General features: G+C 46.2%; 24 protein-coding genes. 11 read left to right on the plus strand and 13 right to left on the minus strand.

Annotated features, from left to right (window positions below; genetic code table 11):
- Positions 1 to 66: 66 nt before the first annotated feature.
- The gene (gene lepA / locus BMW65_RS05330) at positions 67 to 1,857 is read right to left on the minus strand and encodes a translation elongation factor 4 (protein WP_090604250.1); all 1,791 of its coding nucleotides are present in this window, start codon (positions 1,855 to 1,857) and stop codon (positions 67 to 69) included.
- A 100-nt stretch (positions 1,858 to 1,957) separates the two neighbouring features.
- Here lepA and BMW65_RS05335 point away from each other — a divergent pair, with 100 nt between their 5' ends.
- On the plus strand, positions 1,958 to 2,938 hold the full coding sequence (locus BMW65_RS05335; RefSeq protein WP_090603382.1) for a GlxA family transcriptional regulator: 981 nt from the start codon (positions 1,958 to 1,960) through the stop codon (positions 2,936 to 2,938).
- 5 nt (positions 2,939 to 2,943) lie between these two features.
- Positions 2,944 to 3,486 carry a hypothetical protein gene (locus BMW65_RS05340; RefSeq protein ID WP_143053816.1) on the plus strand — a complete coding sequence of 181 codons (543 nt, stop codon included), beginning with the start codon at positions 2,944 to 2,946 and terminating at the stop codon, positions 3,484 to 3,486.
- 14 nt (positions 3,487 to 3,500) lie between these two features.
- Here BMW65_RS05340 and BMW65_RS05345 read toward each other — a convergent pair whose 3' ends face one another.
- On the minus strand, positions 3,501 to 4,601 hold the full coding sequence (locus BMW65_RS05345) for a Gfo/Idh/MocA family protein (protein ID WP_245747509.1): 1,101 nt from the start codon (positions 4,599 to 4,601) through the stop codon (positions 3,501 to 3,503).
- 126 nt (positions 4,602 to 4,727) lie between these two features.
- Between BMW65_RS05345 and BMW65_RS05350 the strand changes: the two genes are divergently transcribed.
- From BMW65_RS05350 to BMW65_RS05375, 6 genes are read left to right on the plus strand one after another with little or no spacing between them, the layout of a single operon-like run.
- Positions 4,728 to 5,300: an OmpA family protein gene (locus BMW65_RS05350; RefSeq protein ID WP_245747510.1), complete on the plus strand. Its 573-nt coding sequence runs from the start codon at positions 4,728 to 4,730 to the stop codon at positions 5,298 to 5,300.
- 7 nt (positions 5,301 to 5,307) lie between these two features.
- The gene (locus BMW65_RS05355; protein ID WP_090603387.1) at positions 5,308 to 6,486 is read left to right on the plus strand and encodes an AIR synthase related protein; all 1,179 of its coding nucleotides are present in this window, start codon (positions 5,308 to 5,310) and stop codon (positions 6,484 to 6,486) included.
- Between the two features lie 46 nt (positions 6,487 to 6,532).
- The gene (locus BMW65_RS05360; protein WP_090603389.1) at positions 6,533 to 6,982 is read left to right on the plus strand and encodes an ATP-dependent zinc protease family protein; all 450 of its coding nucleotides are present in this window, start codon (positions 6,533 to 6,535) and stop codon (positions 6,980 to 6,982) included.
- Between the two features lie 41 nt (positions 6,983 to 7,023).
- On the plus strand, positions 7,024 to 7,950 hold the full coding sequence (rimK, locus tag BMW65_RS05365; protein ID WP_090603391.1) for a 30S ribosomal protein S6--L-glutamate ligase: 927 nt from the start codon (positions 7,024 to 7,026) through the stop codon (positions 7,948 to 7,950).
- A 36-nt stretch (positions 7,951 to 7,986) separates the two neighbouring features.
- Entirely contained in the window at positions 7,987 to 8,823 is an 837-nt protein-coding gene (lgt, locus tag BMW65_RS05370) for a prolipoprotein diacylglyceryl transferase (RefSeq protein WP_090603393.1), read from the plus strand.
- Between the two features lie 12 nt (positions 8,824 to 8,835).
- Positions 8,836 to 10,053: a multidrug effflux MFS transporter gene (locus BMW65_RS05375; protein ID WP_090603394.1), complete on the plus strand. Its 1,218-nt coding sequence runs from the start codon at positions 8,836 to 8,838 to the stop codon at positions 10,051 to 10,053.
- Here BMW65_RS05375 and aroQ read toward each other — a convergent pair.
- Together aroQ and BMW65_RS05385 are read right to left on the minus strand one after the other, a co-directional pair.
- On the minus strand, positions 9,992 to 10,414 hold the full coding sequence (aroQ, locus tag BMW65_RS05380) for a type II 3-dehydroquinate dehydratase (RefSeq protein WP_090603395.1): 423 nt from the start codon (positions 10,412 to 10,414) through the stop codon (positions 9,992 to 9,994). The genes BMW65_RS05375 and aroQ overlap by 62 nt on opposite strands.
- 31 nt (positions 10,415 to 10,445) lie before the next feature.
- Entirely contained in the window at positions 10,446 to 12,074 is a 1,629-nt protein-coding gene (locus tag BMW65_RS05385; protein ID WP_090603397.1) for a gliding motility protein RemB, read from the minus strand.
- A 203-nt stretch (positions 12,075 to 12,277) separates the two neighbouring features.
- Here BMW65_RS05385 and BMW65_RS05390 point away from each other — a divergent pair, with 203 nt between their 5' ends.
- Positions 12,278 to 13,696, plus strand: a complete 1,419-nt coding sequence (locus BMW65_RS05390; protein ID WP_090603398.1) for a glycoside hydrolase family 125 protein — start codon at positions 12,278 to 12,280, stop codon at positions 13,694 to 13,696.
- A gap of 22 nt (positions 13,697 to 13,718) precedes the next feature.
- The gene (gene murI, locus BMW65_RS05395; protein WP_090603400.1) at positions 13,719 to 14,540 is read left to right on the plus strand and encodes a glutamate racemase; all 822 of its coding nucleotides are present in this window, start codon (positions 13,719 to 13,721) and stop codon (positions 14,538 to 14,540) included.
- A gap of 1 nt (position 14,541) precedes the next feature.
- On the opposite strand, the gene BMW65_RS05400 is transcribed toward murI, so the two are convergent.
- Positions 14,542 to 15,066, minus strand: a complete 525-nt coding sequence (locus BMW65_RS05400; RefSeq protein WP_090603402.1) for an OmpA family protein — start codon at positions 15,064 to 15,066, stop codon at positions 14,542 to 14,544.
- 32 nt (positions 15,067 to 15,098) lie between these two features.
- On the minus strand, positions 15,099 to 17,276 hold the full coding sequence (locus BMW65_RS05405; protein WP_177181011.1) for a glucoamylase family protein: 2,178 nt from the start codon (positions 17,274 to 17,276) through the stop codon (positions 15,099 to 15,101).
- Positions 17,277 to 17,406: 130 nt separating this feature from the next.
- Between BMW65_RS05405 and BMW65_RS05410 the strand changes: the two genes are divergently transcribed.
- Positions 17,407 to 18,360, plus strand: coding sequence for an acetyl-CoA carboxylase carboxyltransferase subunit alpha (locus BMW65_RS05410; protein WP_090604253.1), 954 nt, complete (start codon positions 17,407 to 17,409; stop codon positions 18,358 to 18,360).
- 182 nt (positions 18,361 to 18,542) lie between these two features.
- On the opposite strand, the gene BMW65_RS05415 is transcribed toward BMW65_RS05410, so the two are convergent.
- The 7 genes from BMW65_RS05415 to BMW65_RS05445 form a co-directional block, all read right to left on the minus strand.
- Positions 18,543 to 19,022: a hypothetical protein gene (locus BMW65_RS05415; protein ID WP_090603405.1), complete on the minus strand. Its 480-nt coding sequence runs from the start codon at positions 19,020 to 19,022 to the stop codon at positions 18,543 to 18,545.
- Positions 19,023 to 19,169: 147 nt separating this feature from the next.
- Positions 19,170 to 19,850 (minus strand): HEAT repeat domain-containing protein, encoded by a 681-nt coding sequence (locus BMW65_RS05420; protein ID WP_090603407.1) that lies wholly within the window; start codon positions 19,848 to 19,850, stop codon positions 19,170 to 19,172.
- Positions 19,847 to 20,230 (minus strand): putative toxin, encoded by a 384-nt coding sequence (locus BMW65_RS05425; RefSeq protein ID WP_143053817.1) that lies wholly within the window; start codon positions 20,228 to 20,230, stop codon positions 19,847 to 19,849. Before BMW65_RS05425 ends, BMW65_RS05420 begins: the two co-directional genes overlap by 4 nt.
- Before the next feature lie 218 nt (positions 20,231 to 20,448).
- Entirely contained in the window at positions 20,449 to 20,748 is a 300-nt protein-coding gene (locus tag BMW65_RS05430) for a hypothetical protein (RefSeq protein WP_090603410.1), read from the minus strand.
- An 8-nt stretch (positions 20,749 to 20,756) separates the two neighbouring features.
- A complete protein-coding gene (locus tag BMW65_RS05435) occupies positions 20,757 to 21,197 on the minus strand; it encodes a hypothetical protein (protein ID WP_090603412.1) in 441 nt (146 codons plus the stop codon).
- Positions 21,173 to 21,394 carry a hypothetical protein gene (locus BMW65_RS05440; RefSeq protein WP_090603413.1) on the minus strand — a complete coding sequence of 74 codons (222 nt, stop codon included), beginning with the start codon at positions 21,392 to 21,394 and terminating at the stop codon, positions 21,173 to 21,175. Before BMW65_RS05440 ends, BMW65_RS05435 begins: the two co-directional genes overlap by 25 nt.
- A gap of 101 nt (positions 21,395 to 21,495) precedes the next feature.
- A complete protein-coding gene (locus tag BMW65_RS05445) occupies positions 21,496 to 22,380 on the minus strand; it encodes a hypothetical protein (RefSeq protein WP_090603415.1) in 885 nt (294 codons plus the stop codon).
- Between the last annotated feature and the right edge of the window lies 1 nt (position 22,381).

Below are 22,381 nucleotides of genomic sequence, written 5' to 3' on the forward strand. Positions count from 1 at the left end.
GATATTTGAGCTATCAGCCATCAGATTTGAGACCCGCGTCTCATGTCTAATGTCTGTTGTCCAAAACTAATCCAACTTCAAAACTGCCATGAATGCAGACTGCGGGATTTCAACATTCCCCACCTGGCGCATGCGTTTTTTTCCTTTTTTCTGTTTTTCCAACAATTTACGTTTACGGGATATATCCCCACCATAGCATTTGGCCGTTACATCTTTGCGCAACGCACGGATATTTTCCCGGGCGATAATTTTGGCTCCGATGGAAGCCTGAATGGCTATTTCGAATTGCTGCCGCGGCAACAATTCTTTCAGCTTTTCGCAGATTTTCTTGCCAAAGTCATAGGAATTACTCCGGTGAATAAGGGAAGACAAGGCATCTACCGGTTCACCGTTGAGGCGTATGTCCAACTTGACCAAATCGGATTGGCGGTATCCGATTTGATGGTAGTCAAATGAAGCATATCCCTTGGATATCGTTTTCAGTTTATCGTAAAAGTCAAAAACGATTTCACCCATTGGCATCTCAAATACCAATTCGACACGGTCCGCGGTAAGGTAAGACTGGTTGATGATGATGCCCCGTTTCTGGATGCAGAGCGACATTACCGGACCGACAAATTCAGACTTCGTAATGATATTGGCTTTGATATAGGGTTCTTCTACATAGTCCAGTTTACTGGGGTCGGGCAAATCGGAAGGATTATGCACGATGATTTCCTCCAGATCCTTGGTGAGATAGGCTTTATAGGATACGTTGGGTACCGTCGTGATGACCGTCATATCAAACTCCCGCTCCAGCCGCTCCTGGATAATTTCCATATGCAGCATCCCGAGGAATCCGCAGCGAAAGCCGAAGCCCAAAGCTGCCGAAGATTCCGGCTCGAACACCAAGGAGGCGTCGTTGAGCTGCAACCGGTGCATACTCTCGCGGAGCTCTTCAAAATCTTCCGTATCCACCGGATAGATGCCCGCGAAGACCATTGGTTTTACCTCTTCAAATCCTTTGATGGCTTCTTTGCTTGGACGCGCTACCTGTGTGATGGTATCGCCTACTTTTACTTCCCGCGCCTCCTTGATGCCCGAGATGATGTAGCCTACATCACCGGTACGGATTACTTCTTTGGGCACTTGATTGAGTCGCAACGTCCCGATTTCATCTGCAATGTATTCTTTGCCGGTGGCGATGAACTTCACCTTGTCACCTTTGCGTATTTCGCCATTTTCGACTTTAAAGTAAGCCATGATGCCTCGGAATGAATTGAACACGGAGTCAAAAATCAACGCCTGCAGCGGTGCATCCGGGTCGCCCACCGGATGGGGTATCCGATCGATAATCGCATTCAGGATATCCCTTACGCCCAATCCGGTTTTGCCAGATGCCGGAATAATGTCTTCGCGCTTGCCACCAATGAGGTCGACAATCTGATCTTTCACCTCCTCGGGCATTGCCCCCGGTAAATCCATTTTATTTAACACGGGGATGATCTCCAAATCGTGCTCCAGCGCAAGGTACAGGTTGGAAATGGTTTGCGCCTGAATCCCCTGCGAAGCGTCCACAATGAGCAATGCTCCCTCGCAAGCGGCAATGGAACGCGAAACTTCATAAGAAAAATCCACGTGCCCCGGTGTATCGATAAGATTCAGCACGTACTCTTGCCCATCCTTTACGTAATTCATCTGGATAGCATGGCTCTTTATGGTGATGCCACGCTCCCGTTCCAAATCCATATTATCCAACAGTTGGGCCTGCGCTTCCCGTTGGGTGATGGTATTTGTATATTCCAACAGCCTGTCGGCCAGCGTACTTTTTCCGTGGTCTATGTGTGCAATAATGCAAAAATTGCGGATATGATTCATACAAATCGACTTCAAACGGCAAAGATAATTTTTTGATGGCATATTTTTCTCAATACGCGGAAGGTTTGTACCTTTGGTGTAAAACAACGATGCGATTACCATGCAACTATCCATCATTCTGACCAGTAATTACCGATTGTTGAGCCTTGCAGCCATCGCTGATGTGTTTGAAACTGCCAACCGCCTCTTGAATGAAGACGGCAAACCCGATTTTTTCAACATCACATTTGTAGGCAGCGCAACCGCCAAGGAACTTCCCGACGGTCTCAACCACATTGCTTACGCGCCGATTGAGCGCGGCTCGTTCTACGATATGATCTTCGTGCCTGCTTTCGGCCCGGTAGACATGGCAAAAACGCTGGAAGAAAACAGCTGCCTATTCCCCTGGTTGCACGCACAGTATCATCAAGGTGCCGTATTGGCAAGCAACTGTACAGGGGCATTCCTGCTCGCTGCATCGGGATTGCTCAACGATAAACGGGCTACTACCCATGTGGATGCCGCTGATAAGCTGGCAGCATATTTTCCAAAAGTCAAGCTCGAACAGGATGCAGTGGTAACGCATGATGCCAATATCTATACCAGCGGCGGTGCCACGAGTGGTTTCCACCTTATGCTGGCATTGATACAAAAATGCTGCGGAAGGGAATTGGCTGTCCGTATTGCCAAAATATTTTCCATCGATATGGATCGCGAAAACCAGGCACACTTCAGCCATTTCGCTCCCATGGAAGCGCATGATGATGAATTGGTGATGCGTGTCCAGCACAAAATCAAAAACCAATTTCCGGAAATTAGAAGCATCGAAGAAGCCATTGCCGATATTCCGGCCAGTAGACGGAATTTTGTACGCCGGTTTAAGCAGGCTACGGGGCTCACCCCCATCCGATACCTGCAAAAAACCAAAATCGAAGCAGCCAAGAAGTTGTTGGAAAATACCGAAAAAGGATTACTCGAGATCATGCTATCCGCCGGATATAATGACATGAAAAATTTCAGGCAGCTCTTCAAAGAAAATACTGGAATGACGCCAAAAGCTTACCGGGATAAATTTGCCATGCGGTTTGAACCCTTAATTTAATGAGCATGTGCAGGATAATCGGATATTTCATTATCGTCCAACTGCTATCAACGTTTCATGGCTACGCCCAGCCTACTCCCGGCAAGGAAAAGATAGTGATCAGCCTTCCCGCTGAATATCGATGGAAAAGCCAGAACATACCAAAAGACACTAAAGGCATACGGGGCACGTCATATGCGATAAGGGGGAAGGATGCCCAACAGGCACCTGTGCAAATGGTCACCGTCACGACCATCGACAAACGTTATTATCCGATGAGAGCTGAAGGATCGCCCCAGGAAAAGCTTGAATTTGAAAAGGCTGGCTGTCCGGATGCATCCCTCGACGTGGTCGATAAAAAAGTCGTCGAAGGCCGAACAGCCATCTTATATGCCATCAAAAACACCAAATCCGCGGAAGGTGATTGTGGGTCAGCCGTGTTGTTGACCTATGTGGCCGAAGGCCCCACGGCATTGCATACCATCGAATTGGCCATCCCTACCTCCCATTTTACACAGGATACCTATCACCAATGGTGTGATACGCTGTTGCAAAGCCGCATCGAATAAGTGGCGGAAACCACTTATAGCACAACCCGGCTCCCCCGCTTGGCAGATTCCCGCGCAGCTTGCAGGATTTCCACGACAACGAGGTTGTTGGCCAAGGAAGATAAATCGTCCGCTACGTCAATGCTTCCATTAAGCGCTGCCTGCAAATAAGCCAAATGATCAGTAAAATAGTCTTCCTTTACCGGTACGTTTTCCTGTTTCCGGGGATTGGAATAGCGCACCAGGGTATTACCGTCCACAGCGTGCAACGAAATGCGATCACCGTATACATGCATGTCTTTAATACTATACGGCCAATCCCACGAAGCCTGAATAACGCCTGTGGCACCTCCTTTGTATTCCAGTATGATGGTGGCATCGTCATCCACGTTTGGATATACCGATGGTTTCAGCTGACGGGTCACGGCGGTCACGGCCACGGGGCGCTCGCCTTTCATCAACCACGTCATGAGGTTGGCTCCATAGCATCCAAAATCAATCAACGCCCCGCCCCCGTTTTTTTCCGGATCGGTAAGCCAGCTCAAAAAAGCCTCGCTGCATCCGATTTCCTTGGGACCTTGGTGGCCATCTTTGACGATTACCTTTTTCACGGTGCCGATCCCCCCGTCGTCTACCAGTTGTTTAAGCGCCTGGTTGCTCTTATACCACGTGGTTTCGTAATTGGTAAATACGGCAGTGCCATATTGGGCAGACAGCGCCGCGATGCGTTGCGCCTGTTCGTTATTGATTGCCAGCGGCTTCTCCACCATCAATGGTATCTTCAATGGCAAACAGGCCTCGGCAACATCCACATGCTCGGAAATCGCGTTATAAGCCAATACCACGTCGGGTTTCACGGCTTTGAGCATTTCATCGACGGTCGTATAGAACAATTCGTCGGTAAGTTTATACCGGTCTTGGACGCGGCGTATCAACGCTTTGTCAGCTTCCGCGATGCCCACAATATTCACTTCATGCCGTTGGTAGGCATTGAGCAGGGGATTGACGTGATCATGGCTCAATCCAGCTATGGCCACTTTTAAACCTTCTTGGGCAAGCGCGCAATTGCAAAACAACAACATAAAAAAGAGAAACACGTTCCGCACGCTCGGGGTTGGCATTATCATTGCATTCATCTTGAAATAACTATGGGTTAATTTAATTTAATATTTATAACCAGAAACGGATTAAGTTCCAAGTATATGCAAAAAAAATCATAGTTATGTATTATCTTATCCAATATTATTTAACAGATATTTCCTATGTTTACAGCAGCAAAGTTATTTTACATGAAAACCGTAAAGAGTTGTATATTAATGGCCTATGTAGGCGTATTGGCCATTTCTTATCAAAGTTGTAAGCCAAAGCAAGTCGTACTCCAGCCTGCCGCAGAAGTAATTGAAAGGGAAGCCCCTGCCGAACGCGTCGTGGCCGAGCCGAAGAAAGAGGAACCCAAGGCGGCACCAACCCAACCCGCAGCAACCCCTGCAACTCCGCCAAACTATACGTTCAAGAACATCCAATTTGAGTATGATTCGCATGTATTGAAAACCGAATCGTATGCCATCCTCGATCAAATTGCGAGGGAAATGCAGAAAGACGCTAATGCCAAGTTTGTCATTGACGGACATGCATCCATAGAAGGTACGGCGGCGTATAACATGGAGCTGTCTATCGATAGGGCAAATGCCGTTAAGTTATATTTGGTAAATTCAGGCATCAACGGAAATAACCTGGCGGTCAATGGATTCGGCGCTACAAAACCAGTGGCGTCCAACGATACAGAAGCAGGAAGAACACGCAATCGCCGCGTGGAAATCAAGCATATCGATTAACGAGGGAATGGCTGATTTGAAGTACAATCAACGAGGGGTTTCCGCAGGTAAGGAGGATGTGCACAATGCCATCAAAAATTTGGATAAAGGATTATTTCCAAGAGCGTTCTGCAAGATTATTCCGGATATATTAGGTAGCCACGAGGCATGGTGCAACATCATGCATGCCGATGGTGCGGGTACGAAATCATCGTTGGCTTATGTATATTGGAAGGAAACCGGCGATAGTTCCGTGTGGCGTGGCATTGCCCAGGATGCTATTGTCATGAATCTCGACGATTTGCTGTGCGTAGGCGCTACGGATAATATCTTATTGTCGTCCACTATCGGACGCAATAAGCACCTTATCCCCGGGGAAGTCATTGCTGAAATCATCAATGGAACGGAAGCTATCCTCGCTGAACTTCGGGAGTTAGGCGTCGGCATTTATTCCACTGGTGGTGAGACAGCAGATGTCGGCGACCTTGTACGCACCATCATCGTAGACAGTACGGTCACTTGCCGGATGAGGCGGTCAGACGTCATCTCCAATCACCGCATACAGGCTGGTGATGTCATCGTGGGGTTATCGTCCTATGGACAGGCCAGCTACGAGACCGCGTACAATGGGGGCATGGGCTCCAATGGACTGACATCGGCACGGCATGATGTATTTTACAAGGACATCGCCACCCGGTTTCCTGAAAGCTACGATCCGGCTGTTCCGGACGAGTTGGTGTTTGCCGGCACGAGGGGGTTGACCGAAACTATCGACGTCCCAGGCCATGGTGCTATAACGATAGGCAAGCTCGTCTTGTCCCCTACGCGCACGTATGCACCCGTCATCAAGCAGGTGCTCGATGAATATCGCCCGCAGATCAATGGCATGATTCATTGCAGCGGCGGGGCACAGACGAAAGTACTCCATTTCATTGACGACCTGCATGTCATCAAGGATAATCTTTTCGAGATACCGCCATTATTTAAGCTCATCCAGGAAGAGTCCAATACCAGTTGGCAGGAGATGTACAAAGTGTTTAATATGGGGCATCGAATGGAATTGTATGTGCCGGAGTCCATTGCTGACGGCATTATTCATATTGCGGCGCAGTTTGGCATCGGCGCGCAAGTTATCGGGCGCGTAGAAACCTCTACCGTGAAACAAGTATCCATTAAATCGCCTTTCGGTACTTACGTTTATTATTGATATACCCCGCCTACCTACGGCGATATGCACACCATACATTACCGCTATGTTGAAGACCATCGGATGGAAGGAAATCGTAGACTTGCCGGAGCTGGGAATTACAAATATCCCTGCTAAAGTAGATACCGGTGCGCGTACAGCTGTATTGCATTGCAGTTACGTCCGATTAATCAAGAAAGGCCGGAAACAATATGTTGAGTTTCGTCCATTGGATGGCCATCTCGGGCATCAAGCAAATACCTATACATTCCCCTTTCATAGTGAACGGCGGATTCGGAATTCGTTTGGCCAGGAAGAAAACCGATACATCATCAACACGGCAATTTCAATATTTAACGAATTGCATCCGATTGAACTTTCACTGCGCGATCGTTCAGGCATGGAATTTCCGATACTATTGGGCAGATCCTTTATCCGGAAAAAATTTCTTGTAGACGTATCGCAGGCAAACTTATCAAAAAAATCAACTAGGGGGCGTAAGCATCCCAAACATTAACCCATTGTCATTGTTTCTATCGACAATTAATTGCAGCACACGTGAAAATCGCCGTATTATCAACAATCAGAAGTCTGTATTCTACCCGCAGGTTAGTGGAAGCTGCTCAGCTGCGTGGCCATGAATGTGTAGTAATAGACCATAGCCAATGTTATGTAGGTATCAGGCAGGGAAAACCCAGCATCCATTATAAGGGGCAGGATATATCCGGCATCGATGCGATCATTCCACGCATCGGGGCATCCGTCACCTTTTACGGCTCGGCCATCGTCCGCCAGTTTGAAGTGATGGGGGTGATATCAGCCAATCCCAGCCAATCGATTACCCGATCACGTGACAAGCTGCGCTGCATGCAAATCCTCTCCGGGGCAGGCATCGGCATGCCTACTACGGGTTTTGCCCGCAGGACACGTGATGTGGATGACTTGATCAAAATGGTCGGCGGCCCACCATTGGTGATCAAACTGCTGGAAGGTACACAAGGTATCGGTGTTGTATTGGCCGAAACCCGGAAGGCTGCATCTTCCGTTATCGAAGCTTTTTATGGCTTGGGCAACAACATCCTCATCCAGGAATACATCAAGGAGTCCCGTGGTACCGATATCCGGGCCTTTGTCGTGGATGGCAAAGTGGTGGGAGCCATGAAACGCACAGCCAAAGAGGGCGAGTTTCGGTCAAATTTGCACCGTGGCGGTACCGCAGAAATCATAAAACTCAACAAAGCCGAACGGGAAACGGCCATTCGGGCGGCAAGGGAATTGGGGCTAACGGTTTGTGGAGTGGATTTGCTGCCATCCGATCGCGGGCCGCTGGTACTCGAAGTCAATTCATCCCCGGGACTTGAAGGCATCGAAAAAGCAACCCATAAAGATATCGCAGGAGAAGTTATCGCTTTCCTGGAGAAACAATATATCCTGAAACAGCAAACCAAAAAAGAACGGAAAGCAAAGGCAGGTCCTAAACTTTAAAAACACTATATTTACCAGCCTAAACAGATCATAGCCATGATAAACAGTATATTGACTGCAATCCATTGGAATACAAGTCCGGAAATATTCAGCATCGGTAGTTTTGAAGTCCGGTATTATACGCTGTGCTTCCTGCTTGCCTTTGTCAGCAGTTATTTCCTGATGCTGCGCATCTTCAAGCGGGAAGGCAAACCGCAGGAATTGCTCGATCAGTTGAGCATCTATATTTTCGTCGGCACACTATTGGGAGCCCGGTTGGGCCATTGCTTGTTTTACGAATTTGATTATTATAAAGATCATCCGCTGGAGATGATTTTACCCTATACCTATGTCAATGGCAAATTCACGCTCACGGGATTCCATGGACTGGCCAGCCATGGCGGTGCCCTTGGCATTCTGGCGGGCATTTTCCTCTTTTGCCGTAAAACGAAGACCAACTTCCTTTGGATCACCGATAGGCTCGTTATCGTCATTCCCCTGGCAGGCGCTTTTGTACGTATCGGCAATTTTTTCAATTCGGAAATCATCGGCTTGCCTTCTGATTTGCCCTGGGCCGTGGTATTCGAGCATGTAGACCAAATTCCAAGGCATCCTGCTCAATTATACGAAGCGTTGTCTTACATCCTCATTTTTATTTTATTGTGGAATATCTACCACAAAAAACCATTGTTGAAACCGGGATTTATCTTTGGCCTGTTCCTGATTCTCTTATTTGGTGCGCGATTTGTCCTTGAATTTTTAAAAGAGAATCAAGAAGCGTTTGAGGAAAGTATGACGTACAACATGGGGCAGCTGTTGAGCCTTCCGTTCGTTGCTATTGGTGTTTACCTGTTATTCAGGCCATACAACAAACAGGTGGGCAAAAAGAAGTAATTTTGTGGCCACATGGCATCTACAAAAAGGCATCGTCTTTTTATTTTCATCATCCTTGGATTATTGTCGGCCGTCGGCCCTTTTTCCATAGACATGTACCTGCCCGGTTTTGATTCGATAGCAGCCAGCCTGCATACCACCGTGGCGCATATCCAGCTTTCGCTCACTTCCTTTTTCATTGGTATCGCATCCGGCCAGATCGTTTATGGGCCGCTGCTCGATCGCTTTGGCCGCAAGATACCACTGATTGTCGGATTGGTCATTTATATCGCTGCATCCGTGGGCTGTGCGTTGACCAATTCTGCCGACAACTTGATGATTTACCGCTTTATCCAAGCGTTGGGCAGTTGCGGCGGCATGGTAGCATCGCGGGCGATGGTCAGGGATTTTTTCGGGCCATCAGAAAGTGCCAAGGTTTTTTCCCTGCTCATGCTGGTCATTGGCATTTCACCTATATTGGCCCCTACCGTGGGAAGCTTTGTCATCGCTCATTGGAACTGGCATGGCATATTTATCGTATTGGCTGTCATTACGGCCTGTATCCTGGCCGTTGTCTCGTTTTTCCTTCCCGAAAGCAGGGGACCGAACCCCGAAATGTCCCTGATGCCAAAGCCCATTACGCAGTCGTACTGGCAGGTGTTCAAGACACGGCAGTTTTTTACCTATGCCTTTGCGGGCGGACTGGCCTCTTCGGGGCTATACGCCTATCTGGCGGGCTCGCCTTATATCATGGTCTCGCTGTATGGACTGGATGAAAAGCAGTATGGGTTGGTATTTGCATTCATTGCGTCCGCATTGATTACGGCAAGCCAATTGAACAGCATCTTACTCAATAAGTACAGCAGTGAAAAAATCGCCAAAATAGCACTGGTGACCCAATCGTCCATCGGCCTCATGTTGACCTTCCTTTGCGTGACGGGACTTATCAATTTATGGCTAATGATTGGCTTGATTTTCCTGTTTTTAGGTTCACAGGGATTTGTATTTCCGAATACATCGGCATTAGCCCTCAGTCCGTTCAGTAAATTGGCTGGTAGTGCTTCAGCGCTGATGGGCAGCATCCAGATGGGGTGCGGGGCGCTGTCATCCGCACTGGTCAGCTACCTCCACAATGAAACCACCGTACCGATGGCGGCAGTCATGGCTGGATGTGCTGTCCTAAGTTTATTTATTTTGTTAGCAAGCTCTCCAAAGCCAGCCGGTAGCCATCCAGGCCGAAACCACAAATGACTCCCTTGCAGTTTTTGGCCAAGTACGAATGATGGCGATAGGATTCCCGGGCGTACACATTGGATATGTGCACCTCTACCACTGGTGTGGTTACCGCCGCAATCGCATCCGCAATGGCCAATGAGGTATGGGTGTAAGCTCCGGCATTCAGGATAATTCCATCAATAGCGAATCCAACTTCATGGATTTTATCAATGATCGCACCTTCATGGTTGCTTTGGAAATAAGACAACTCCACGCCAGCGTACGATTCACGCAACGCCGTAAAAAAAGTCATGAAATCCTGGTCGCCGTAAATGCCTTTTTCTCGTACGCCCAATAGGTTAAGATTCGGGCCATTGATGATGATAATCTTGCTCATATTGCTGCAATATCAAAAAAAATCACCTATTCTAAAAATCGTAGTAGAAATTGCGGAACGAGCCACGCAATCCCAGTGTAATCATGCCCGTTTGTGGATGTTTGCCCAACTCGGGGATTTCCTGCCGACGGTATACCGCACCAGCCTCAATCCGTAGGTTGTATTTTGGATTGAACAGGTAAGATACCCGTCCATCGCCATACAACAGGTTGTTTTTGACGCCTTGGGCAATGTAATTGCCATATTCGTTGGTGGGTGTCAGGTAGGATTTAAAGATATCGCCTCCGAAATTTGCCTCCGGGTTTGGATCCGTGCCAAACTGGCCCCAGGTACCCTGGAATGAAAAGTCAAACCGCCGATAGGAGTAATTCAATATCCCGACCAATTCCCTGAAATTGGCTCCCCAGGGATGGGCCAACGCTTGCCCGTAGTTGCTGTAGTTACTCACCGGATCAAAATGGGCATAGGTATAGGGGCGCGCGGTATTGTATTCAGCCAAAAAGTTCAAATCCTTAATACCGAAAGCATCAAAACCTTTAAAGCCAACTTGAGCCGCCCATTTGTTCGTCACGTGGCCATTGGTGGAAAAAAAGTTCTTTGCCACGAACTCCCCCAAAAGGAATTGCCCGTATACCGACAGGTTTTTCAGGGCTTTGTACTTGGTATTCAGTCCCAAGTGCATCTTGTCGGGTGAAGACGTATTGGTCAGTTCGACCGACCGCATGAAAATGATGGGATTGAAATAGTTGAAATCAAATCCCCTGCGGCCGGCGGCATTTTTAGCACCCCATACGACTGATTGGAATAAGCCCACCGAAAACCGGTCGTCGACATTCCAATCCAAATATTGAAATGCCCCCCATTTCCAATTATCGCCCCCCCTTGTCGGCAAGCCGGTGATGGGGTCATACGTATCCGACCGAGGATGCACCGGATCAAGCATGTACGTCCACATACTCATGTATTGCACATTTCCTAATGTACCGGTCAGTTTCAACGCAGTATAATTCGACGAAATATCCGAGAGCAGTACCGAACGGTATCCATCGCCAATGAAATTCTTATCGTAGGCCAATGTCACATTCAGGTACTTATTGACCGTATACGACAGGGTAGCCGAAGAATACATCCAATCGCTCATCTTGGGATTTGAGTAGGATGTTTTCCCATTCCCCTGGCCTGGGGTGATGGCATTTTCAAAAATATAATCGTTTAAGTATTTCGGAAATACCGCTTGGTTCTCAAAGAAATTCACATAAAGTGAAAATTTATCCTGTATGGTCAAGCCCGCCTGCGCCCCCCTTGTATTCAGCCAGGTCGTCCTTCCCCCACCTGCAAAATCCCGCCCAATCTGGAAATCTGGCAGGAAATCCGCATAAAATGTGTGGTCGTCTTTTTTAATATCAATCAAATGCTCATTATACAGCTTACGCCCTCCCCAGGACGCCCGCTCGGTCACCCCCAATTGCATCAATGAATCATACCGCGGCTGCAAGGCACTATCAATGATGAAAGGTTTCAGGGCCGTATGAAGCCGGGTATCGGTACTGTACAGTACATTATTAAGCTTCTGGTAAAACTGGTAGGAATAGGGTTGGTATGTTGATTGTGCGTTTCCGATGTAAACAGCGCAACTTAATAGGACAACGGATAATACCATCCGCAAGCAACAATCATTTAAATGTTTTACCATAAGAAAAAATCAGTTAGCAAAGATAACATTGCCAACCAAGAATTAAGCCATATTATCGTTAAAATCAAGGCAGCATTTGGCAAATCACTATATTAGTTTTTTTTCGCATATTGCAGCCCTTAAATCGGCATCCATGAGGCAATTGCCAAAACAAACCCAATATTAACACCATGAAACGAAGAACGTTTATCCAAAACACCGCTATGCTAAGCGCGGGAATCTGGGCCGGTAAATTTTCAGTGGCTTCGGCCGCTCAGGATTTTCCCACCGTGCGCGTATCCGAAGGCCAGCGCCATTTCAGCAGCGCGGCCATTGAGCAAGCTATCCGCGAATTCCAGCAACAGGTGAGCAATAAAGAATTGGGGTGGCTATTTGGCAACTGCTTCCCCAATACATTGGACACCACGGTATTTCCGGAGGAAAAGAATGGCAAGCCCTACACGTATGTCATCACCGGGGATATCGACGCCATGTGGCTACGCGACAGCTGTGCACAGGTATGGCCGTATTTGCCGTTTATGAAAGATGACGCCAAGCTCCAGCGCCTGATTGCAGGCCTGGTCAATAAGCAGAGCCAGTGCATCAACATCGATCCCTATGCCAACGCCTTTTATAATGATCCCACTAAGGTCGGCGAATGGGGCAGCGACCATACCGATATGAAACCCGGCATCCATGAGCGGAAATGGGAAATTGACTCCCTTTGCTACACCATCCGCCTGGCTCATGGCTACTGGAAAACTACCGGCGATACTACGCCGTTCGATGCCGAGTGGATAGCTGCACAGCGCAATATCCTCCGCACGTTCAGGGAGCAGCAACGGAAAGAAAACCTTGGCCCTTACCACTTTGAACGGACAACGGCGCGCGGATCCGACACCTTGCAAGTAGACGGATATGGGTATCCGGTCAACCCCGTGGGATTGATCTGTTCGAGCTTCAGGCCCAGTGATGATGCCAGCGTATTCTCTTTTCTCATCCCGGCTAATCTGTTTGCCGTGGTGAGCCTCCGCCATTCGGCTGAAATGCTCGCACACATTGCCAACGAGCAGGCACTTGCCACGGAAATGCTCGACCTGGCCGACGAGGTTGAAAACGCGATAAAGGAATACGGTATCATTGACCATCCAATGCATGGACGGATATATGCCTACGAAGTGGACGGCTTTGGCAGTTACCTGATGATGGATGATGCCAACATCCCAAGCCTGTTATCGCTGCCCTATCTCGGCGCCGTGGATGCTCAGGATCCGATATATCAGCGAACACGCACGTATGTGCTTTCCGAAAACAATCCGTTTTTCTTCAAAGGTTCGGCAGCCGAGGGCATCGGCGGCCCGCATATCGGCCGCGACATGATTTGGCCCATGGCCACCACCATGCGGGGCTTGACATCCATCAATGACGATGAGATAAAATCGTGCATCGAGTCGTTGAAAAACACCCACGGCGACACGGGATTCATGCACGAATCGTTCCATAAGGACGACCCGAAGCGATTCACCCGTAAATGGTTTGCTTGGGCCAACACCTTATTTGGCGAATTTTTATGGAAAACCTATAAAGAAAAACCATATTTGTTGAAGTAGACGTTAGAATCTCACATCTCATATGGGCCCTATAGGAATATTTGATTCGGGTTATGGCGGGCTGACCGTGTTCCGGGAAATTGTGAAGGCGTTACCGCAATATGATTACATCTATTTGGGTGATAATGCGCGTGTGCCTTATGGCACTCGCTCATTTGAGACGGTATATGCGTACACCAAAGAATGCGTGGAAAGTCTTTTTGCAATGGGGTGCCGTTTAGTGGTGTTGGCTTGTAATACCGCCTCTGCCAAAGCGCTCCGCACCATCCAGCAGCGCGATTTGCCCCTTTATACCGATTTGCATAAAGTGCTGGGAGTCATCCGGCCAACGACAGAAGTAATCGGCCATTATACCCATACGCGGCATGTGGGCATCTTGGCGACCCCCGGAACCGTGAAATCCGCTTCTTATCCCATTGAGATCCATAAGTTTTTCCCGGATGTAGCCGTGTACCAGCAAGCATGTCCGCTGTGGGTGCCTCTGGTAGAAAACAATGAATTGGATTCCCAGGGGGCTGCTTACTTTGTGGAAGCCGATATCAATCGATTGCTCCAGCAATCTCCCGATATTGATACCGTCATACTGGCTTGCACGCATTATCCATTGCTCCTACCGCTGATCCGGCGTTTCATGCCACCGCATATCCAGGTGCTTGCCCAAGGCAAATTGGTAGCCAGCAGCTTGGTTGATTACCTCCAGCGGCATCCGGAAGTGGAGACCCTTTGTACAAAAAACAACACCATCCGTTTTTTCACCACGGACAACGCGGCAGATTTCGAGGAACGGGCGGGAAGATTCTATGGTAAAACCGTTACGGCAGACGAATTGAAGCTGTCAACTTAAGTTACGGTTTCTCCGTTACGATGGTCACTTCTACCCGGCGGTTCTGTTGCCTGCCCTCTTTGGTATTATTGGGCGCTACGGGCTTGGCCTGGCCATATCCATGGGTGGCAATCCGGCTTTCATCCATGCCTTTGTCAACGGCATATTTCTTCACAGATTCTGCTCTTTTTTCAGATAACCACTGGTTATATTCTTCCGTCCCGGTAGCATCCGTATGACCGTCTACGATAAGCGATGCGCCGGGATAGTCATTTAAAAGCGCTACCAATTTATCCAGTTCGCTTTTCGCTTGATCAGTCAGGTAAGAGGAATTAAGCGGAAAAAGCACATCCGCATCAAAGGTTACCATAATGCCCCTATCCGTCATTGCTGCGTCTTCAAAATTGCTTTGCACATGTTTTAGGCCATCCTGGGTGCCATCAATGGTGACTTGTGCACCGGGATTGACAGTCATTTTCTTGTTTTTACAGGAAAAGAGCGCTGCGGAAAAAATCAATACGAACGAAAGAGCGATATAGTGTTTCATGTTTGGAAATCGATGAGGTAAAAATAAAAAAACTACTCAACAGAAAAATGATTTTCAATAACCTTTTTTATATCCGGATGGTCTGAAAATAACTTCCAAATCAGTCCGCTGCGTCCATTTTCAATCATCACCACCACAGCCGCCTGATTCATAGCATCATACTCATCCGCCAACGCATTGTCGTTGATGGCAATCCATTTTCGGAATCCATACTCCGTAAACAGGGCTTGGCCAAACTCGTCGTAAAATGCACGGATGGATTGCATGGCCTCGGCTGGCATATAGCCATAACTGGCCGATGCGATAGCTGGATTAACGGTATATAGTGTATCCGACAGGGAATCTGTGGTATCCACAACCGCTTCCATTCCCCATATATCTTTCGAAAACCCGCAGCACCTATGTTCATTATCCCGCCGTTGGTAGGCCTTTGCAAGATTGACATTGTTCGCAAAATAATTCACGAATTTATCTTTTTTATTCCGTGGGTCAAATGCCAGAAAAGGTTTATAAGCTTCGAGCAGCGACGTATCTACCGATCCGACCGTTATCGGCAGGCCATATACGGTACTGTCTGATGTATAAGGAAATTCAACGTAATGGGGCAATACCGGATCGTTTTCTTGCTGAAGCTGCACGGAAAAAGCAGGATTGCCCACTAATTCCAACGCATGCGTTGAATCCGCCAATTTCCGGTGTATTCCCAATCCCTCGGTATAAGCCTCCGGCCCTAAAGCAAATTGGGGGGAAGCCAATGCGAGGATATAGCAGATAAAATCCACATTGAACCCACCTAATGGCAATGCATCCCGAAACCCAACAACAGGCGACCAGCGGTCAAGCAAAATATTCTCTTGCCCTTCGATGACGAATTGGTTCCATGCAACTTCGCTCCACAGGGTATCGATTTTTTCAGTCAGCAAATGCGCTTTATCGCCGTCTCCCTCAAAATACTGTTTAGCGACCAGCAATCCTTGCATCAAAAACGCTGTGGCCTCCAAATCAGCCTCAGGTATCGTGTCAACAGCAAAAACCCCTTTGCCCGTACGGCCGTCTATCTTAGCAGGGAACACCCCATTGTAGCGCTCCACTTTGTCCAAAAAATTCAATATCCGTTGCAACCTGTTTCTTACCGACGATCGCGATACAAAGCCCCGCTCGGCTCCCACGACGTAAGACAAAATGCCCAAGCCGGTTTCTTTCACCGAAACCGTCGCATCGTCTACGCCAAATCGTGCGACATGCATGCCACTGTTTACCTCTGCCCTTTCCCAAAAATAGTTGAAATGCGCCGCTTGCACAACATCCAGCAACGCTTCATTATTGGCTGTTTTTGGTGATGCTTCGATGACCTCGGAAAATGGTGATTCAAGGTAATCGTAATCTACCCATGCAATTTTGTAATAGTATGTTTTATTCGAATAGGGCACAAAATCTGTACATTTTTGTACGAAGATGGGCCGTATGGCAACGGGATCAAAATGGGTATTGTCTTCTGATCGGTAAATCTTGATGTACCGGATACTCGGCGTCAGCGGTAATTGCCAAGTAAGGTCTACATGCCTATCATAGGCTTTCGCAGCGGACAGCACAGCAGGGGAAGACAATTTTACGCGGGGTGGTTTAGCTGGCAAAAATTCAATCTGATCGATATACAGCCAATGGGTGCCATTGTCACCCGCCCCTTGGGAAAACCGTATGCCGTCAATTGCCTCGTCCATGCGCACCCCATGGATATCCCGTACTGGCAAACGTACATTGAGCCACATGTTGGTCTGAAAATCCGTGATGTAATTGGCCAAATCCACCGAACTACTCAAGGTATCCTGCTGGTAGATGGCCAGCTTGGGCAGCGCGCTACTTTTTGTGTTTGACACCACATACAGCTTGAATGTCAGCACATCCGTGCTTTCCGGCCGGTAATGGTTTGAAGCATATGGGTAAACAATCTGCGCATACCAGTTGCCTTGTTGCAGAGCGGTGTATTTCAACGACAACGCGTTACCGGGGGTAAAGTATATCGAATCCGACACCGGTAGTCGGCCACCTACGTTTTCCACCCAGCTTCCACCTTCATGGTGTATGGCGCTATAGGCATAGCTCCCTCCTAACATACTATTCTCAAACAAAACCTCGGGATACGTCTCCGCTAAAGCGGACGATATCAGCACCAAAAAAAAACTAACAAATAAGGTAGTTGCTCTAATCATATGCATGATTGCGTTATATCGACACTGAACAAGGCAAAGTTACACAAAAACCAAGCCATTGCTATGGCCCACATTTTTAAATAGCAATACAATTCCCTAACTTAGCGGCCTGATTTTGCAAATGCGTTTTATGGAGACAACGTTTGATTTTGAAAAGCCAATAGCCGATCTGCAATTGCAGATCGAAAAAGTGCGCCAAGTAGCCGACAAGACAAAAGTAGACATGAGCGCAACGCTGGTAGAGTTGCAGGATAAGCTGGAAAAAACCAAACACCAGCTATACAATAACATGACGGGCTGGCAAAAAGTGCAGATGTCACGCCATCCGGACAGGCCGCAGACGCTCGATTATGTCAGCCAAATCTGTGAGGAATTCATCGAACTCCATGGCGATCGGAATGTAAAAGACGATAAAGCCATCGTAGGTGGCTTTGCGACCATTGCCGGCCAATCCCTTATGATCATTGGCCACCAAAAAGGCAAAAACACAAAGGAAAGGCAGTTCCGCAACTTTGGGATGGCTAATCCTGAAGGTTACCGAAAAGCCTTACGGTTAATGAAGTTAGCCGAAAAATTCAATAAGCCCGTTGTCACGTTGATTGACACGATGGGGGCTTACCCCGGTATAGAAGCCGAAGAGCGGGGACAGGGCGAGGCCATTGCGCGCAATCTAATGGAAATGTCCGTGCTGAAAGTTCCCATCATCTGCATCATTATCGGTGAAGGGGCTTCCGGTGGTGCTTTGGGCATCGGCGTCGGTGATCGGGTCTACATGCTTGAGCATACCTGGTATTCGGTCATATCCCCTGAATCCTGTTCGTCCATACTCTGGCGCAGTTGGGATTACAAGGAAAAAGCGGCTGAAGCACTCAACTTGACAGCCGCCGATATGCTGAAAAATGGGCTCATCGATGGCATCATCCCCGAACCATTGGGAGGTGCCCACCATGATCCGAAGGCAATTGCCGAATCGGTCAAGCAGCAGATCCTTACCGATATCGCCACCTTACAAAACAAGCAAGCCGACCAATTGGTTGCCGATCGCATAGACAAATTCAGCAAGATGGGCGTCGTCATGGAATAATCCAGGTAATTTCTTAAAGGATGGTCCTGGCAGTCTTCATGCTCTTGCCGTTGCGGATTTACGAATCTATTATTTTTTATCCGTTTATCAATGAAATGACACTGTTTAAGTTACACTCTCCCGACTTGCTGGGCTTCTGCTTATTTTTTCATTCCTGGGAACATTTGTTCTGCTAGGAGTATTTATATTAAAACTTCATTTGAATTAATAACATACTTCCACTTCCTATTTGTCCTTACCCAATAATCACGATTATCTCTAAAGTCTTCATATGTTATTTCAGGATTATCCAGATCGCAAAACAAAAAGGTAAATTCTTTAAAACTTATTTCATCCCTAAGTAGCTCTATCTCGAAAGAAAAAGGATCTGTCCATTGTTCGGTAATATCCATTTTACCCCATATAATTACGCCTTCAATTTTCAGTTTATTATTTTGTACAATAACATTTGTTATAAGACTATCGTCAATCCATTTTTTCTCACCCCATTCACTACAACTTTCCTTCAGAAGCGATTCTAGCAGCCCCACTATAAGAAAAGAAGTATCTCCTAATATTTCGTTATAATAATATACTGATATTGGATTGATAGATTTAATCTTATCAAGATGATTATTTAGTTCATGAACTAACATTACGAGAATTTCTTTTGTTGACTTCATTTCCTATTATGATACTCCCTATTTGGATTTTTTGTTATGTATTCGTTTATTAAATGAGAAGTGATTTTGTCTGAGCCAATAACTTTTTCACTTCTTCAAAATGCAAATCCGTATCATCTAATCCAAACATCGGGTAATATTGATTTTTTAATTGATTTTCTTTAAAGCTTTCTGAGCTTCTTTTCTTATTACTTCACTCTTATCGGTCAGCAATTGTTTTAACGTCTCTTCTGCCTTTGAAGATTTTGTATTTCCCAAAGCTGTAACAAACATATGTCTGGAATCCCCATTACTTTCGTCCTGAACAATGGCTAAAACATCTCCAATATAATCCGCCGTCATAATCACCGCCATTGTGTTCCCAAAAGACCACCGATAGTTAGCATCTTTTTTTTCAGTTTTATTATATTCATCAAGAATGGTCTTGCAAGCAACGCCTTTTGCCTCTTTCACTGCCAGTGCTCGAATAATTCCTTCTTTATTCTTTAAACAATATGGTTTGGATAGATGTTCTATCAAAATCGGAATGGCTGATTTATAGCTTGATTTGGCATTCACCAAATCCCAAGATGACCTTATATTCATACCCGCTTTCACCAAGTCTTCAACCAGTGGTTTCTCATCTTGAGCATAAGCTGCTTCAAGTGCTGCTCGTACTTCGTCCTTTTCCTTAATCCATTTCTGGTATTCTTCATCCTGTAATAATTGGGTTTGTAATTCAGCAGCAACAATTTTTGTATTAGTAATTTTAGGTGCATTTAACCTTTTAGGGCTTTTCAATAATTCAACCCATTTCTTTTCTAATTCTGTTATATTTTCTTTAATCATAGCCCGGGGATAAATCTGTGAATAATTAATCCATTGTTTATGGCTTGTTGTAAAGGTCCAGACAAAACTGTATTTGGACGGGTATAAAGTACAAAATCCAATCCATTTTGCTGGGAGTAAGCCAGAAAATCTCTTAGCGGGCTAGTAAAACTTAGTGTTTTAACATTCTTTACTTCTGTCAAAGTTGTTCTAGTAAGGGCATCAGGTATCCTAGTTCTACCACCAATTTGGATAGCTGTTTTTGTTCCGGACAAACCTACTGACTGTTCGCCAGCTACACCTAATGCTCTTGAATTTGCAATTCCTGTATTAACGGTATTATCCACTTCCCCAACCACCCTATTCCCGAACTGCGTTATCTGGGGAACACCGACCTCCATGTTGTTTGGTTTCCCCGTCCAGATATTTAGTCCCTTGCCACCCCGATAACATTGCTTATACCGCCGCCTATACCGCCCGTCACACCACCCATAAGCAACCCTAAAACCCAGTCGTTCGCCGCACTCGCGGTAGCGCCAAAAGAAACCAATGGTTATATGTATCAACTCACTACCTGGTTCACTTAATAAAGCCGTAATTTCGTCACAACTGCTTAGATTTATTGGGCGGCTTCACTTTTTATTTTATTGTATAGATTTTTTTTTGTATCATTATCATCTATCCTGTCAAAATCATACACGAACTTTTTCAAAAAAGAGGTAACCTTTATGCCATTTTTGAAGATTGATTTTGCTAAAACAAATTGAATGTCCTCTAAATTCTTAAATAATAATTCTGCATCATCGATTTTGTTCGTACCAGCAATTGCAGAGAACAATAGCTTGATTTCTTGCTCAACGAATTCAACCCCTTTTTTTTGGGACAAACTACTTTCTATTAATTCAATAAAATTGGCCATTGAAATTGTTATCTTAAAGGTAATAAAGGCCAGACTTCTTTTGTTGTTGGATTATATATCATTTCCCAACCACCGTAAATATATTTATAAAATCCTGCCTTTATTGCATCAGACACGGCAGTTTTAGCCCCACCTTCCAAAATTTCCTTAGCAACTAAAGACGGTGCTCCTCTTCCGGTACTCCAAAGTTTGTTGTAGTAATATTCACTAAACTTAAATCCATTTACTTCATAATAGCCATTCTTTAAAACAGCTTTACTTGTTTGATTGACTACACTCGCGGCATCATCTACCCCCTCAACCACCCTATTCCCGAACTGGGTTATCCTGGGAACACCGACCTCCATGTTGTTTGGTTTCCCCGTCCAGATATTTAGTCCCTTGCCACCGATAACATTGCTTATACCGCCGCCTATACCGCCCGTCACGCCTCCAACAAGCACCCCCATAGCCCAGTCGTTCGCCGAATAGGGTCACCGAAATAGGCCGCATTGCCCAGTCCCAATACCGGGCCCGCCGCGGCCGAGGAATATGCACCTATCAAGGCACCCCCTCCGATACTCGCCGCTCCTATGCCGAATGCCGCAAAACCATCACCCACGCTGCCTATATCTCCCTGGAACCACTTGGTTGTCAGGTTGGCCACACCGCAATAAAGATAGTCGTCCTTTTCGTTCCGAGGATAAGATTGATTACTGATTAGAGTCTTTCATTATCAAATAACCAATCCCTATATTCCTACTCGATTTATTCAATGTGTGTTATCTCAAATTCAAACCCGCTTAGCTTTTCTTCTTCTATCATTTTCCTGAAAGCTTGCGAACAGAAGTAAATCGGTTCTGGCCGTAGCAACCCACGTTTGACACCAATTTTTTGCTTACTTGCAAAGAAATCATACTCTCCGATTAATTGGCTATTTAAAACATAGGGTTCTGACAGAAGATTTAAACCTATGGTATGACCTTTCGGGCATTTGTAAACTTCTTTTTCAAACTCAACAGGATAGCCGCCTGATACAGTAAACTCCAGTGCTTCACCACCTTCGATTCCTAAATCGAATGGGTCTCCTCCTACAACTGTATGATGAGATAATTCAATTTCTGTAGAAGCAATTAACTGGTAATAATTAGACGCTCCTTTTTTAAAAACAACAGGTTCTAATAATGCTCCTTTCAAACCTCTTTGTTTAAAGGCCGCTGCAAACTTTTCCGACACTACAACTTCTCCCGCTATTGTTCTTGCTATATCTTTTTTAGGAACAGAACCTTTCATTAAAGTTAAAGGGTTTATCTGTTTTCTGTTTGCTCCGCATATTGCACACGCTGTAACCTCATCGTACATCGTTCCGCATTCTTCACCTGCTGGCTCAAATGTGGTTTTTATTTTAAGGTGTAAGAGCGTGGCCCCTTCTAATTCCTTCTTACTGTACTTCCGTTTGATACTATAATATCCAAAAAAATACTCACTATACTTTTCTTTCACACTTTTATTAAGTCTTCCAATCTCGTTATAAAGAGGATCTTCTTTTTCAACCTCAATAACGTATACTACGCCATTATATTTAGCATTATTTGGCTTTGATAGCAGATGATAGTAATCTTTAAATATCCGAAATTCTACAGTTTCTTTCATC

The organism is Parapedobacter koreensis, assembly GCF_900109365.1.
Classification (GTDB): domain Bacteria; phylum Bacteroidota; class Bacteroidia; order Sphingobacteriales; family Sphingobacteriaceae; genus Parapedobacter; species Parapedobacter koreensis.